Origin of the sequence: Synechococcus elongatus PCC 11801 (assembly GCF_003846445.2) — a bacterium.
Lineage (GTDB): Bacteria > Cyanobacteriota > Cyanobacteriia > Synechococcales > Synechococcaceae > Synechococcus > Synechococcus elongatus_A.
Genome location: NZ_CP030139.2, coordinates 2388344 through 2402500 on the forward strand (window position 1 = coordinate 2388344; position 14157 = coordinate 2402500).

Below are 14157 nucleotides of genomic sequence, written 5' to 3' on the forward strand. Positions count from 1 at the left end.
CCGGCGTCATTCGTGGAAAAGAGCTCAGAAAGATGAAATCAGTCTGGAATTGCTTGCTGGAAAATGTCGGTGAATGGCGGGGCAGCTTTGCCAGCCTCAATCTGCAGGGCGAAATTCTGTCTGAACAGCCGACGATCGTCACCCTCACTGCCAGTGATGATCGTCAGCAGGCCAAAATCGTTGTCGACTATCAGCGGGAACCGGAGCGACGAGTCGAGATTCCCTTTGCCAGTGTTAGTCGCGCCTATATCGGCTTTGATGATGGGGCCTTTTCCCAAGGCAGTATGCAGCTTGCACCCTTCGGGGAGTTCGGAGCAGAGCAGGGTCTCCTCGCTGATCAACAACGTCGCCGCCTGGTCTGGCAGTATCGCGATCGCCAGCTCCAAGGAGTGACCCTGATTCGGGAAGCCCAGCCTGGCATTGATGCCTTTCAGCAACCAGCCCTTACCGTTCAAGACTTACTGGGCACTTGGATCGGAGAGGCTGAAACTCGCTATCCCGACTGGCGATCGCCTGATCGGATGACCACCCAACTGCGGTTAGAGCAAAACGGTGACCAGCTCCGTTCTCAGCTCTCGTTTGGCGATCTCACGATTGAATCCCTCGCCCAAATTCAAGGATCGCAACTGGTCTTTACTGGCAAACAACAGGAAGTTACCGTCTGGTTATTACCGGGTGGCGTGAGCTGTGCTTGCCCGACAGAATTGACCCTGCGATCGCCCTTTCAGCTTGAACTGGGTTGGTGGATCAGCCGCGATCGCCGGCTTCGTTTGATGCGCAACTTCGATGCCAGTGGTGCTTGGACGAGTGTGACCCTAGTGACTGAGCAACGGGTTAGCGATTAATGCCTGTGCCTGTCGCTGGTTTAATCGCGAGAATGCCCGTCGGCTGAATGATGCTGTTGGGCACCCAGTAGAACAGCGCTTGGCCGGGAATGCGTTGCTCATCCGGGAGCGCGAGGAAGCCAATGAAGCTACCACCGGCACCACTCTCAGCGGTTGGACCCACGTTTTGCCGCTCGTAGAACTCAATTTGACCGGTCTGGCTGTCGATATAGCCAAAAACTTCCGATTGGCGATCGCCACCCCAATTCAGCAGACCTGCGAACGACAACACCCGTCCTGAAATGGAATAGCCTGTGACCTGCAGCCCCGTCGGATAGTTTTGAGCCTGCGTGGACGCCTCGTAAGTAAAGTTGCCCTGCCAGTTGCGAGGCAGTCGTTCTAGCAATACTTGAGGGGAAGCCCAAGGGGAAAGCTCAGGGGTGACGCGATTGAAAAAAGCATCGCGATTGAAGATGCTTTGAGCCATCGCCGGTAGCGCTCCGGCTGTTACCGTTGCGGCTGTGAGCAGGGCAGACAGAAACAGCGATCGCATAACAACTCGACGAGCTACTACCGTCATTATGACAGGCTGGTCTAGGCAAAAAAAAACCTCGGCAGAACCGAGGTTATCGATACAGAGCTGAGTCGAGGAGGAGAAGGGTCAGTCTCGAAATGCTTGTTCTGAAACGCTGTAAAAGCGCCAGCAGGTCGTCACTGTCTTTCTCTGTAAATTTTTGTAACTCTTTGTCGCAATTTTGTCAATCTCCGCAGCCTCGATTCGGCCCAGCCGAGTCGAGATAATGAAAAGCAGTTGTGCTGATACCAAATTCATGGTCGCGCCCCCCGACACCACCGCCGATGTTTTGACGATCGCCGGCCGGTCTTTTCGATCGCGCCTGATGACGGGGACGGGCAAATACCGCACCTTTGAACAGATGCGTGCCAGCATTGCGGCCAGCGGCTGCGAGATTGTTACTGTTGCAGTGCGGCGGGTTCAAACCAATGCTCCTGGTCATGAAGGCTTAGCCGAGGCTTTGGACTGGCAGAAGATTTGGATGCTGCCCAACACCGCCGGTTGTGCCACCGCGGAAGAAGCAGTTCGGGTAGCGCGCTTGGGTCGTGAAATGGCCAAATTGCTGGGACAAGAAGACAACAACTTCGTCAAACTCGAAGTCATTCCTGACAGCCGCTATCTACTACCTGATCCAATTGGGACGCTGCAAGCTGCTGAGCAATTGGTTAAAGAAGGCTTTGCAGTCTTGCCCTACATCAATGCCGATCCGCTCTTGGCGAAACGCCTTGAGGAAGTAGGGTGCGCCACGGTGATGCCCCTCGGCTCTCCGATTGGTTCCGGTCAAGGCATTCGCAACGAGGCGAACATCCGCATCATCATCGAAAATGCCAAGGTGCCGGTGGTAGTCGATGCGGGTATTGGGACAGCCAGCGAAGCAGCGCAAGCCATGGAACTGGGGGCCGACGCCCTGCTGATCAACACCGCGATCGCGCAAGCTGCTGATCCTACACGGATGGCGAAGGCCATGGCCATGGCAACAACGGCGGGGCGCCTCGCGTTTCAGGCAGGCCGCATTCCTATGCGATCGGAGGCGATCGCCAGCTCTCCCCAAACGGGTTTAGTGGGGCAGTCGCCAGCGACGGTTTAAGTCGAGGGCGATAAGGGTGGGGCGATCGCAGTCACTTAAGGCGATGACAGCATCCTTTGCTACTCTGGGGCACGACAGAGCTGTATTGAGGTTTCGTTCATTCCCATGCCCTACACCACAGAAGAAGGCGGCCGGCTGAATAACTTCGCCAAAGAGCCCAAGATGTACCAGGCAGAAGCCAGCCCTGATCAGGGCAAAAAATGGCTCTGGACGGCGGGTGCAGCCATCCTCCTGATCGTTGGCCTCCTTGTGATTGCAGTGTCGGCCTCGCACTAGTGTCATGGACAACCGCTTCCGGGGATCGCTGTGTGGTAATTTGGCCGTGAGCCTGATTGCCCCGGTCAAACGCGATCTCAGGAGCGGAACTGCGTGAAGATTCTTGTATTGGGTGGCGATGGTTTCTGCGGGTGGCCCTGCGCTCTCAATCTGGCTGCTGCAGGCCATACCGTCACCATTGTGGACAACCTCGTTCGCCGCAAGACGGATGTGGAATTGGGGGTGCAGTCCCTCACGCCGATCGCCACAATCGAACGCCGGTTGCAAGCCTGGCAAGAGACGGGTGGGCAACCCATTGGCTTCGTTAATCTCGATCTGGCTGCCGACTACGATCGCCTCTGCGCGTTGCTGTTAGAGACCCAGCCCGATGCGATCGTTCACTTCGCAGAACAGCGTGCTGCTCCCTACTCGATGAAGAGTGCTTGGCACAAGCGCTTCACGGTTAATAACAACGTCAATGCCACCCACAACCTGCTCTGTGCCTGCGTGGATGTCGGCTTGAAAGCCCACATTGTCCACTTGGGCACCATGGGCGTTTATGGCTATGGCAGCCATCGCGGGGCCACGATTCCTGAAGGCTATCTGGAAGTTGAAGTGATTCAACGGGATGGCCAACGCTTTGAGGAGAAAATTCTTCACCCCGTTGATCCGGGCAGTGTCTATCACATGACCAAGACGCTGGATCAGTTGTTGTTCTACTACTACAACAAGAACGACAACATCCAAGTCACTGACCTTCACCAAGGCATCGTTTGGGGTACCAACACGGATCACTGCAACCTCCATCCTGATCTGACCAACCGGTTTGACTACGACGGTGACTACGGCACGGTTTTGAACCGGTTCTTGATGCAGGCGGCGATCGGTTATCCCTTGACTGTGCACGGGGTTGGCGGTCAGACCCGCGCCTTTATCCATATTCGCGACTCAGTGCGCTGCGTTCAGCTGGCGATCGAAAATCCACCCGCCGCCAATGAAAAGGTCCGTATCTTCAACCAGATGACGGAAACCTATCAAGTCAAAGACTTGGCAGAGAAAGTAGCAGCGCTGACTGGGGCTGAGATTGCTTACCTCCCGAATCCTCGCAAGGAAGCGCCGGAAAACGACCTGATTGTTGATAACCGCTGTCTGCTAGATCTCGGCCTCAATCCGACCACGTTGGACGATGGCCTGATGAGTGAGGTCGTAGAAGTCGCTCAAAAGTTTGCCGATCGCTGCGATCGCGCCAAAATCCCCTGCGTTTCGGCTTGGACCCGCAATCAAGCGGAAACACTCCAGGCTCCTGAAACCGCCCTGCGCTAATTCACGCTCTTTCTATGCGCATTGCTCTCTTTACCGAGACGTTTCTGCCGAAGGTGGATGGCATTGTCACGCGTCTGCGACACACGGTCGACCACCTGCAGCGTCTCGGTCACACCGTCATGGTCTTCTGTCCAGATGGAGGCATCCGGGAGCACAAGGGAGCCCGCGTCTATGGTGTTCAGGGGTTTCCGCTACCGCTCTATCCAGAGCTGAAGCTGGCCTTCCCATTGCCCAAAGTCGGCAAAGCCTTGGAGCGGTTTCGTCCAGATCTGATCCATGTGGTCAATCCGGCAGTGCTAGGACTGGGTGGTATCTACTACGCTAAGGCGCTGAATGTGCCGCTGTTGGCCTCTTACCACACACACCTGCCGAAGTATCTGGAGCACTACGGTTTGGGCGTCTTGGAAGGGGTGCTTTGGGAGTTGCTCAAACTCGCTCATAACCAAGCGGCGATCAACCTTTGTACCTCCACGGCAATGGTGCAAGAACTGACCGAGCACGGCATCGAACACTGCCAGCTCTGGCAGCGAGGGGTTGATACCGAAACGTTCCGACCAGACTTAGCTTCCGCTGCGATGCGCGATCGCCTCAGTGGGGGCAACCCAGAGGCACCGCTGTTGCTCTACGTTGGTCGTCTCTCAGCAGAAAAGCAAATCGATCGCCTGCGGCCAATTTTGGACGCCAATCCAGAAGCTTGCTTGGCCTTGGTGGGCGATGGCCCTTATCGCGCTGAACTGGAGCAATTATTTGCGGGTACCAAAACCCGTTTCATAGGCTATTTGCATGGCGAGCAACTCGGAGCGGCCTATGCATCTGCGGATGCCTTTGTCTTCCCCTCGCGGACTGAAACCCTCGGCCTCGTCTTGCTAGAAGCGATGGCAGCGGGCTGTCCAGTAGTCGCGGCCAATTCCGGCGGGATTCCTGACATCGTCAGCGATGGCGCCAATGGTTTCCTGTTTGATCCAGAGGATGAACAAGGGGCGATCGCTGCAGTTCAGCGGTTGTTGGCCAATCCCATGGAACGCGAAACGCTACGAATGGCAGCTCGCCAAGAGGCTGAGCGTTGGAGTTGGAGTGCTGCTACTCAACAACTCCAAGACTATTACTGCGAAGTCGTGGCGGGTGGTTGCTTGCCCTTAGCCGCCTGAGCACGAAGGGCTTTCTTACGGAAGTAGGCCTCAAACACCTGGCGAACTTTTGGGGCAGCAAGGCTGCCGCCGCCGCCGCCGGAGTTCTCATTGAAAGACACGACAACAATCTCGGGCTTGTCGACTGGGGCATAGCCGCCGTACCAAGTGTGCGATCGCCGCGGGGGATCTTCTGCTGTACCCGTTTTGCCGGCATTGGGTGGCAGGCTAGGTACATTCAGGGCCTTGCCGGTGCCCTCAGTCACAACTGAGACCAATCCATCTTGAATCACCTTCATGGTTGAAGGCTTGAGTTTGAGGTCTTCGCGCCATTCTTTGCTATCGCGATCGTCCTTGAGGAAGTGCGGTTTGACGCGAAAGCCGTTGTTGGCCGGAATCGCAAACATCACTGCGACTTGCAGGGGGGTCTGCAAAAGGAAGCCCTGACCAATCGACATGTTGATCGAGTCGCCCACTGTCCACTCTTCATCAAGGTTTTTGACTTTCCACTCGTTGTCGGGCACAAGGCCACGACTTTCTTCGCTGGCGAGCTCCACCCCCGTGCGTTCACCCATACCAAAACGGCGACACATGGTGGCGATCGCTTCACCCCCAATTCGTTGCGCTACTTGGTAGAAAAAGGTGTCGCTGCTGTAGCGCATTGCCCCGACAAAACTAAGAGGGCCAAACCCAGCGTTATTCCAGTCCCAAAACTGAATGCCACCGACCCGCAAGAAGGGAAAGGTCTGCAGCACGGTGTCAGGCGAGTACTTGCCGGATTCCAAGGCTGCTGCCGTCGTCACGATTTTGAAGGTGCTGGCGGGTGGGAAGGCTTGGAGTGCGCGGTTGACGAAGGGAAACTCTAGCTGTTGCAGCCGATCCCATTCGGCTTGGCTGATTTCGGTGGCAAAGACGTTGGGATCGTAGGTGGGGCGGCTGACCATGGCCAAGATGCTGCCATCCCGAGGATCGATCGCCACGATCGCGCCCATGGTGTCACCGATCGCGGCCTCTGCAGCTTTTTGCAGATCGAGATCGAGGGTGATTTTGACGTCTTGGCCTGCCCTCGCTTTTTTATCACCGAGGATGCGAACCACGTTGCCGAGAGCGTCGACTTCTACTTGCTGACCGCCCCATTCTCCGCGCAGCTGTTTCTCAAAAGCAGCTTCTAGCCCAGCTTGACCAATCACATCGCCGGGTCGATAGCCCTGGCCTTCCCGCCGCTTCAGCTCCTCGTCAGAAATCTCGCCGGTGTACCCCAAAACGTGTGCAGCCACAGAGCCATTGGGGTAGTAGCGCACGCTGTCGTAGTCAATTTCGACACCAATGAAGTCCCGCCGATTTTCTTCAAAGGCAATGACTTGGGGTTGACTGAGGTTCTGCGCCAGTCGCACGCGATAGGCAGCATTCTCTTTCTGGCGATCGATACGGGCTTGGAGGGTGCTTTCCGGCAGATTGAGCAGCTTGGCGAGCCGCTTGCGGGTGTCGGGCCAGCGCTCGTCTTTAATTGCCAGCGGCCAGACGTAGAGCGAGTAGACATGGCGACTACTGGCTAAAACGCGCCCTTCCCGATCGAGGATGCGCCCTCGTTCAGGTAAGCGTGGCAGCAAATGGATGCGATTTTCGTTCGCGAGTTCGCGATTTCGCTCGCCTTGCTGAATTTGCATGTAGGCGAGTCGGCCACCCAACGCCCCAAAGAAGATCGTGGTAATTCCCAGCAAAAGCCAAAGCGACTGGTAGGAACGGCCAACACTGCGGCCTGAGTCGCGATTGCTAAAGGGGGGATTCGCCATAGGAATGCGATCGCCGGTCTAAGGTCAGGATTGCCCAACCAGTCTACGCAAAGGCTGCGCTCCCTGGCTGTGGGCAGTCACCAAACCGCACCACCCTAGCGAATCGACTCCAAGTACTGATCGAGATCTTCGAGCAGGCGACTCAGTTCTACTTCAAGGCTGAGCCGCAGTTCACCCTGCCGTACAGTCAGCAGAACTTTGGCGGCAAAGGGACTCGGCCAAAGATTGGGATTACAGAAGACTTCTAAACTGATATCGCCAACATTCAGCCGTTGATCCGTGCTCGGCTGTGGCGTGGGGCGTTGCCCAGGGCTGAGTGGGGTACTGGCTTGTCGTAGCTGATCAAGCAGCTGCTGCAAAACGGATTTGAGCTGGAGACCAGTCGCCAAACTGAGTGGCAAGCTGAGCGAGCCATTGCTCAGTTGGAGGGTCAGGACAGTCATAGTGACTTTCAGGGCAGGAGTACCGCCAGTCTACTCAGCGTTGGTTCAAAGTCCCGGAGTCTTCCAACCAGCCTTGGAATCGATCGATCGCCCACCAGCGATCGCGGCCTTGCCAATAGCCCACATGGCCGCCGTGGCGCGTGATTTCAAAGTCCAACACAGGATTGCTCAGTGCGATCGCGTCGAGCTCGGGAGCGATCGCGGGATGAAAGAACGGATCGTCTGCAGCGTAAAGGACTAATCCGGGGACTTGAAGATCGGCGAGAAAGGGCAGAGGACTGCTGGCGCGGTAATAGTCGGTGCTATCTCGAAAACCGAGGCGGGGTGCAACAAGATAGTCATCAAAGCTTTGAATGGTGGTGACTTTGGCGATCGCGGCAGGAGCGAGGCTGCCTGGATGGCGATCGGCAATTTCGATAGCTAGATGCCGCAGCTCACGACAGATGCGTTGCTCGATCCAGCGACCGAGTCTTGTACTGCGTAACCATGGCAGCGATCGCTCCGCATCCAGATTGGGACAGAGCGACAGCACCGCTGCTGGAGGACAACCTTCCTGCAGCCCGCGCCAAGCCCCCCAAAGTGCGAGCTGCCCACCCAAGGAGTAGCCGCCGAAAATGTAGGGTTCTGGCAATCCCAACTGCCGAGCTTGAGCGGCTAGCGCCAGAAAATCATCACCTTCCCGTAGTCCATCACTGGTCAGAACGGGCGAAAATTCCAGCGATCGCCCGTGGGCGCGCCAGTCGAACAGTAAAACGGCGAGGCCGGATTGATAAGCAGTCGTTGCCCAGCGTTGCAGAAAACCTTGATTTGTTAGTGATCCTGTGATGCCGTAGGTCGCAATCAATGTGCCACGTGGATTGGGTGGAATCGCGCGTTCTGTCCACAGCGGTACGTCATCCGCACCCAGCAGGCACTGCCCTTGATAGATCGGTTGCGGCTCCGGTAGTTGGCGATCGCTCATCAAGGAAGCTGCGATCGTCATTCGCCAGCCTTGGCGCAACAGACGAGGACAGTCAAAGCGATCAGTAAGGAGCGGCATGGTTAGGAGTACAGGACTGCAACCGCTGCTCTGTGGCGGTCAGGACAGGGGGTATAAGCACTGTGGCACAATGAAAAACGGTCTTTGCTCAGCGTTGCTTTACCCGTGACTGCGACTCTTCCGACTGCGCCCCGCCGCACTGTTTTCCCCTTCACGGCGATCGTCGGCCAGGAGGAGATGAAGTTAGCCCTGTTGCTGAATGTGATCGACCCCAAATTGGGCGGGGTAATGATCATGGGCGATCGCGGCACCGGCAAATCGACGACGATTCGCGCCTTGGCTGATCTGCTGCCTGAAATTGAAGTGGTGGCAGAGGATCCCTACAACAGCCATCCCAGCGATCCAGAGCTGATGAGTAATGAAGTCCGCGATCGCATTGCCCGCGGCGAAACTCCGGCGATCGGCCGCGCCAAAGTACAAATGGTTGACCTGCCCTTGGGGGCGACGGAAGATCGCGTCTGCGGCACGATCGACATTGAAAAAGCGCTGTCAGAAGGCGTCAAAGCGTTTGAACCAGGACTGTTGGCTAAAGCCAATCGCGGCATTCTCTATGTCGACGAAGTTAACCTGCTCGACGACCACTTAGTTGACGTGCTGTTGGACTCGGCGGCTTCCGGTTGGAACACGGTTGAGCGCGAGGGCGTGTCGATTCGCCACCCTGCTCGTTTTGTCCTTGTTGGCTCCGGTAACCCCGAGGAAGGCGAACTGCGACCCCAGCTGCTCGATCGCTTTGGCATGAGCGTCGAAGTTCGTACTGTCAAAGATCCCGAACTGCGGGTACAGGTGGTCGAACAGCGATCGACCTTCGACCAAAATCCTCAATCTTTCCTCGATCGCTACGCGACAGAGCAAGACAGCTTGCAAGCGCGAATCGTTGCAGCGCAAACGCTGTTGCCCAACGTTGAGTTGGACTACGACCTCCGCGTCAAAATTTCCGAGGTCTGTTCCGAGTTGGATATCGATGGTCTGCGCGGCGACATCGTTACCAACCGTGCGGCCAAAGCCCTGACCGCCTTTGAAGGGCGATCGGAAGTCACCCTCGAAGACATTCAGCGGATTGTGGCGCCCTGCCTGCGGCACCGCCTCCGCAAGGATCCGCTGGAGTCGGTGGACTCAGGTGCGAAAGTTGCGAAAGTATTCTGCCGCGTCTTTGGTCTGCCAGAACCGACTGATACCAGCGCGTTCTCGCTGGTTAGCTAGTCACCGATCGCTAACAGCGCTCACAACGCCTTGGAGAATTGGCCTTCGGGGCGTTTTTAATGCAATTTCAGTCAATGAAAAGCCAGCCCCATGATGAAGCTGGCTAAGTCGATTGAGGAATTGCAGAGCTTAGAACTCGCGCACCGAGACGCGATCGCCATCCACTTCACCGACTAGAACCAGATCGGTGAGACCGACAAACAAACCGTTTTCCAACACGCCCGGAATGTTGTTGATGGCTTTCTCTAGTTCGGCGGGATTGTCAATGCGATCAAATTTCACATCCAAGACCAGATTGCCTTGGTCGGTCACGACTGGGCCAGCTTTTTTAACGGCCATACGGAGCGTCGGTTGCCCACCTAATTTTTCCAGTGCTTTGCCGACTTGAATATAGGCTTCTGGCAGCACTTCCACTGGTAACAGGAAGGTCGTGCCCAGTGCTTCCACCAGCTTGCTGCTATCGACGACAACAATGAATTGTTCTGCGCGGGCATCCACCAACTTTTCACGGGTGTGGCAAGCACCGCCGCCTTTGATCAAGTTGCGCTGCGGATCGACTTCATCGGCACCATCGATCGCAATATCAATGCGATCGACTTCGTTCAGCGTCGTCAGGGGAATGCCATACTCATTCGCCAAGACTGAGGACTGGAAAGAAGTCGGCACCGCTTGAATGTTGGTCAGCTCGCCACTACGGACGCGATCGCCCAAGTACTGAATCATTAGCGCTGCTGTAGAGCCTGATCCCAACCCGACCACCATGCCGGATTGCACCCGACTCGCGGCTGCTTTCGCGACTTCATGCTTCATGCGGGTGACTGGATCCATAACAGGCTTTAAGGCATTCAACAACATCGGATCAGTATACGAGCCTGCCTGCCGTAACTAAAAAAGGGGCTGAATTCAGCCCCCTTCAAGAATCAGTCTTATTAGACGACACGATCGCGTTTTAACCGGCTTGCTGCAGTTCGCCAGTCCGCACAGCAATCTGTTGGCGGTTGCCGTCGCGAATCAAACTCAGATTGAGTGACTGACCGACTTGGCTGGCTTCAACACGACGCTGGAACTGATCAGCAGTGGTGACTGGTTGGCCATCAATCGCTACCACGACATCACCGCGCCGTAGTCCCGCGGCTGCCGCTGGTGCATTGCGCTGCACTCCCATGATCAAGACGCCTTGTACTTCCGGCAGACGCACTGTCGAGTTGGGGTCGCGGTTATTATCCCGTGCCATTTGCGGCGTCAGCGATAGCAGTTGAACACCAAGGTAGGAGTGTGAGACTTTGCCGTTTTTCAGTAGCTGCGCCTCGATCTCTTTAGCCGTATTGACCGGAATTGCAAAGCCAATGCCTGCGCCCGGTGCTTGGCGAATGGCGGTGTTGATCCCAATGACTTCGCCCCGGCTATTAACCAATGGGCCACCGGAATTGCCGGGGTTGATTGCCGCATCCGTTTGGATAAAGTCGAGCCGTTTGTCGGGGATACCAACCGCGCTACTCCGGCGACCCAAGCTGCTAACAATGCCGAGGGTCACGGTGTTGTCGAGACCAAGCGGATTACCGATCGCGATCGCCCAGTCTCCTACTTCCACACTGCTGGAATTCCCGATCCGAGCGGTGGGCAGCCGTTCGCCTTTGGTGTCGACTTCCACCAAGGCCAAGTCGGTGACGGAGTCTGCACCCCGTACCCGTCCCGTAAACTCCCGACCATCCCGCATCGTCACTCGTACTTGATCTGCGTTGGCGACCACATGGGCATTGGTCATGATCAAGCCATTGCCATCGACAATAAAGCCGGAACCTTGGCCGCGCTGAACTTCTTGGCGAGCCGGCGGGTTGACGTTGCCGAAGAAGTCAGACCCAAAGAACTCACGGAAGAAAGGGTCATCGAACATCGGTGCAGCTCGGCGCGTCACTGTCCGCTCGGTATCAATCCGGACGACAGCAGGGCCAATCTGACGGACAGCTGCCGCCACAAAACTATTGGTGCCACTGCTCGGTGGGGTGTCAGCTGTGGGGTTAGCCTGCGCGACTTCGACGGGAGCAGCCTGAGCCAAAGAAGGGCGCGCTTGCAATCCGCCCAAAGTCACTAATACGCCCAAGCTAATAGCCAAGGTATGACTTAAAACAGTCCGGACTGAAAACCGGCGCTGACCCGAACGACGATGATGACGCATGACACCTCCGAGATCCACGAACGCTCATTCGGTAGCGAACTGACGCTAGCGATCGCTACCCATCCTAAGCAATGGCTGATAAATACGATGGACGGCACGAGTTGAGTGCTGGTTCCAAGAGTGACCTATTGGTTAAGAGCAAGAGCCGATGACGCCGGAACCCAGTGAATCTGCGATCGCCAAGATCCATCAGCCTCGAGTTCCAGCGATCGCCAGCCAGCCGGCAATTCTGCCTGATCAAATTGCATAGCAGTGGCTGGGCAACCCAAAAATGTCGTGGAACCACGGCTCTGGATAAAGGCTTGGTGAGCATGCCCGGATAGGACGAGGCGTACTTGCCTATGGCGAGCAATCAGATTGAGGAACTCTGGTCCATCTTGCAGTCCGATCGCATCCATTTTGGCGACACCAGTTGGGACTGGCGGATGATGCAGTACTAGCAAGGTCGGTATTGACTCTTCTCCTAAGCGCCGATCTAACCAATCAAGCTGCTCTGCACCTAACCACCCATCAACTCGTTTGGGCTGGTATGAGTCCAGCGCGATGATTCGCCAGCCTCGGACGGTATAGACAGACTCATTGATAAAAGGCGTTCGCCCACAAATTTCAGCTAAGCATTGAGGCTGGTCATGATTGCCCGCGATCGCTATGGCCAGACAACCCAGTTCTTCAACCCAATCCCGTAACCGCTCATAGCTAGCGGGGCTGCCATCTTCGCTTAAGTCGCCACTCAGTAATAAAAGGTCGGGCGATCGCTCTTTCAAAGCACCAAAAACCCCTGCCGCTCTGGCTGTGGTCACGCAATCTCGCAGGGCAGCCTCAGGATCAGCCAACAGATGCAGGTCGGTGATTTGTGCGATCGAGATAGCCATGACTAAATGCTGACAGTGAGAAAACCGAGTCTCCGTCTAGTTTTCCCCTGCCCCGAAAAAATCTTTTGGAAAAGGGGTTGACGGTGGGTGGTGGTTTAGGTAGATTAATTAAGCGCCGGTGAGAGCGGAGCGGAAACGCGAAGCGAAAGCGGCGAAAGAACCTAGACAAGAGAATAGTTTAGAAGCCAGTCTTGAGGGACTCGTCAATAAAATGATGAATCCGGTTAACTGGGTTCGGGAAAACTTACGGACTTGGAAGTCTTACGAATGAGTGAGAGTTCAAATTAAGAGTCCAACCAAAATGGAGAGTTTGATCCTGGCTCAGGATGAACGCTGGCGGCGTGCTTAACACATGCAAGTCGAACGAGCTCTTCGGAGCTAGTGGCGGACGGGTGAGTAACGCGTGAGAATCTGCCTACAGGACGGGGACAACAGTTGGAAACGACTGCTAATACCCGATGTGCCGAGAGGTGAAACATTTATGGCCTGTAGATGAGCTCGCGTCTGATTAGCTAGTTGGTGGGGTAAGAGCCTACCAAGGCGACGATCAGTAGCTGGTCTGAGAGGATGATCAGCCACACTGGGACTGAGACACGGCCCAGACTCCTACGGGAGGCAGCAGTGGGGAATTTTCCGCAATGGGCGCAAGCCTGACGGAGCAACGCCGCGTGGGGGAGGAAGGTTTTTGGACTGTAAACCCCTTTTCTCAGGGAAGAAGAAAGTGACGGTACCTGAGGAATAAGCCTCGGCTAATTCCGTGCCAGCAGCCGCGGTAATACGGGAGAGGCAAGCGTTATCCGGAATTATTGGGCGTAAAGCGTCCGCAGGCGGTTAATCAAGTCTGTTGTCAAAGCGTGGGGCTCAACCTCATAAGGGCAATGGAAACTGATTGACTAGAGTATGGTAGGGGTAGCGGGAATTCCAGGTGTAGCGGTGAAATGCGTAGATATCTGGAAGAACACCAGCGGCGAAAGCGCGCTACTGGGCCATAACTGACGCTCATGGACGAAAGCTAGGGGAGCGAAAGGGATTAGATACCCCTGTAGTCCTAGCCGTAAACGATGAACACTAGGTGTTGCGTGAATCGACCCGCGCAGTGCCGTAGCCAACGCGTTAAGTGTTCCGCCTGGGGAGTACGCACGCAAGTGTGAAACTCAAAGGAATTGACGGGGGCCCGCACAAGCGGTGGAGTATGTGGTTTAATTCGATGCAACGCGAAGAACCTTACCAGGGTTTGACATCCCCCGAATCTCTTGGAAACGAGAGAGTGCCTTCGGGAGCGGGGAGACAGGTGGTGCATGGCTGTCGTCAGCTCGTGTCGTGAGATGTTGGGTTAAGTCCCGCAACGAGCGCAACCCACGTTTTTAGTTGCCATCATTCAGTTGGGCACTCTAGAGAAACTGCCGGTGACAAACCGGAGGAAGGTGTGGACGACGTCAAGTCA

General features: G+C 55.9%; 13 protein-coding genes and 1 rRNA gene (1 of these 14 running past the window's edge). 7 read left to right on the forward strand and 7 right to left on the reverse strand.

Annotated features, from left to right (window positions below):
- Positions 1–32 precede the first annotated feature (32 nt).
- Complete coding sequence (locus DOP62_RS11960) at positions 33–845, forward strand: DUF3598 family protein (protein ID WP_208674552.1); 813 nt, start codon at positions 33–35, stop codon at positions 843–845.
- On the opposite strand, the gene DOP62_RS11965 is transcribed toward DOP62_RS11960, so the two are convergent.
- A complete protein-coding gene (locus tag DOP62_RS11965) occupies positions 835–1404 on the reverse strand; it encodes a hypothetical protein (RefSeq protein WP_208674550.1) in 570 nt (189 codons plus the stop codon). The genes DOP62_RS11960 and DOP62_RS11965 overlap by 11 nt on opposite strands.
- A 250-nt stretch (positions 1405–1654) precedes the next feature.
- Between DOP62_RS11965 and DOP62_RS11970 the strand changes: the two genes are divergently transcribed.
- From DOP62_RS11970 to DOP62_RS11985, 4 genes are all read left to right on the forward strand, one after another.
- A complete protein-coding gene (locus DOP62_RS11970) occupies positions 1655–2485 on the forward strand; it encodes a thiazole synthase (RefSeq protein WP_208674548.1) in 831 nt (276 codons plus the stop codon).
- Positions 2486–2590: 105 nt separating this feature from the next.
- Positions 2591–2761, forward strand: coding sequence for a photosystem II assembly protein Psb34 (gene psb34, locus DOP62_RS11975; RefSeq protein ID WP_208674546.1), 171 nt, complete (start codon positions 2591–2593; stop codon positions 2759–2761).
- Between the two features lie 93 nt (positions 2762–2854).
- Positions 2855–4063 carry an NAD-dependent epimerase/dehydratase family protein gene (locus DOP62_RS11980; protein WP_208674543.1) on the forward strand — a complete coding sequence of 403 codons (1209 nt, stop codon included), beginning with the start codon at positions 2855–2857 and terminating at the stop codon, positions 4061–4063.
- Between the two features lie 14 nt (positions 4064–4077).
- Positions 4078–5211 carry a glycosyltransferase gene (locus DOP62_RS11985; protein WP_208674541.1) on the forward strand — a complete coding sequence of 378 codons (1134 nt, stop codon included), beginning with the start codon at positions 4078–4080 and terminating at the stop codon, positions 5209–5211.
- Here DOP62_RS11985 and mrdA read toward each other — a convergent pair.
- From mrdA to DOP62_RS12000, 3 genes are all read right to left on the reverse strand, one after another.
- Complete coding sequence (mrdA, locus tag DOP62_RS11990) at positions 5166–6983, reverse strand: penicillin-binding protein 2 (RefSeq protein WP_208674539.1); 1818 nt, start codon at positions 6981–6983, stop codon at positions 5166–5168. The two genes, DOP62_RS11985 and mrdA, sit on opposite strands and share 46 nt — an antisense overlap.
- A 95-nt stretch (positions 6984–7078) precedes the next feature.
- Positions 7079–7426, reverse strand: a complete 348-nt coding sequence (locus DOP62_RS11995; protein ID WP_208674538.1) for a hypothetical protein — start codon at positions 7424–7426, stop codon at positions 7079–7081.
- A 34-nt stretch (positions 7427–7460) separates the two neighbouring features.
- A complete protein-coding gene (locus DOP62_RS12000) occupies positions 7461–8465 on the reverse strand; it encodes a YheT family hydrolase (RefSeq protein WP_208674537.1) in 1005 nt (334 codons plus the stop codon).
- Between the two features lie 105 nt (positions 8466–8570).
- Here DOP62_RS12000 and bchI point away from each other — a divergent pair, with 105 nt between their 5' ends.
- Positions 8571–9665, forward strand: a complete 1095-nt coding sequence (bchI, locus tag DOP62_RS12005) for a magnesium chelatase ATPase subunit I (RefSeq protein WP_208674536.1) — start codon at positions 8571–8573, stop codon at positions 9663–9665.
- A gap of 129 nt (positions 9666–9794) precedes the next feature.
- Here bchI and rpiA read toward each other — a convergent pair whose 3' ends face one another.
- The 3 genes from rpiA to DOP62_RS12020 all read right to left on the reverse strand — a co-directional run bounded on the left by rpiA (position 9795) and on the right by DOP62_RS12020 (position 12713).
- Positions 9795–10493 carry a ribose-5-phosphate isomerase RpiA gene (gene rpiA, locus DOP62_RS12010; RefSeq protein WP_228383115.1) on the reverse strand — a complete coding sequence of 233 codons (699 nt, stop codon included), beginning with the start codon at positions 10491–10493 and terminating at the stop codon, positions 9795–9797.
- Positions 10494–10614: 121 nt separating this feature from the next.
- Positions 10615–11841: an HhoA/HhoB/HtrA family serine endopeptidase gene (locus tag DOP62_RS12015; RefSeq protein WP_208674534.1), complete on the reverse strand. Its 1227-nt coding sequence runs from the start codon at positions 11839–11841 to the stop codon at positions 10615–10617.
- Positions 11842–11966: 125 nt separating this feature from the next.
- Positions 11967–12713, reverse strand: a complete 747-nt coding sequence (locus DOP62_RS12020; RefSeq protein ID WP_208674533.1) for a metallophosphoesterase — start codon at positions 12711–12713, stop codon at positions 11967–11969.
- Between the two features lie 298 nt (positions 12714–13011).
- Between DOP62_RS12020 and DOP62_RS12025 the strand changes: the two genes are divergently transcribed.
- A 16S ribosomal RNA gene (locus tag DOP62_RS12025) occupies positions 13012–14157 on the forward strand (it continues 343 nt past the right edge of the window).

Coding starts and splice junctions, on each gene's coding strand:
- DOP62_RS11960 (WP_208674552.1), top strand. CDS start 33: ATGAAATCAGTCTGGAATTGCTTGCTGGAAAATGTCGGTGAATGGCGG.
- DOP62_RS12000 (WP_208674537.1), bottom strand. CDS start 8,465: ATGCCGCTCCTTACTGATCGCTTTGACTGTCCTCGTCTGTTGCGCCAA.
- DOP62_RS12020 (WP_208674533.1), bottom strand. CDS start 12,713: ATGGCTATCTCGATCGCACAAATCACCGACCTGCATCTGTTGGCTGAT.
- rpiA (WP_228383115.1), bottom strand. CDS start 10,493: ATGGATCCAGTCACCCGCATGAAGCATGAAGTCGCGAAAGCAGCCGCG.
- DOP62_RS11965 (WP_208674550.1), bottom strand. CDS start 1,404: ATGACGGTAGTAGCTCGTCGAGTTGTTATGCGATCGCTGTTTCTGTCT.
- mrdA (WP_208674539.1), bottom strand. CDS start 6,983: ATGGCGAATCCCCCCTTTAGCAATCGCGACTCAGGCCGCAGTGTTGGC.
- psb34 (WP_208674546.1), top strand. CDS start 2,591: ATGCCCTACACCACAGAAGAAGGCGGCCGGCTGAATAACTTCGCCAAA.
- DOP62_RS11985 (WP_208674541.1), top strand. CDS start 4,078: ATGCGCATTGCTCTCTTTACCGAGACGTTTCTGCCGAAGGTGGATGGC.
- DOP62_RS12015 (WP_208674534.1), bottom strand. CDS start 11,841: ATGCGTCATCATCGTCGTTCGGGTCAGCGCCGGTTTTCAGTCCGGACT.
- DOP62_RS11970 (WP_208674548.1), top strand. CDS start 1,655: ATGGTCGCGCCCCCCGACACCACCGCCGATGTTTTGACGATCGCCGGC.
- DOP62_RS11995 (WP_208674538.1), bottom strand. CDS start 7,426: ATGACTGTCCTGACCCTCCAACTGAGCAATGGCTCGCTCAGCTTGCCA.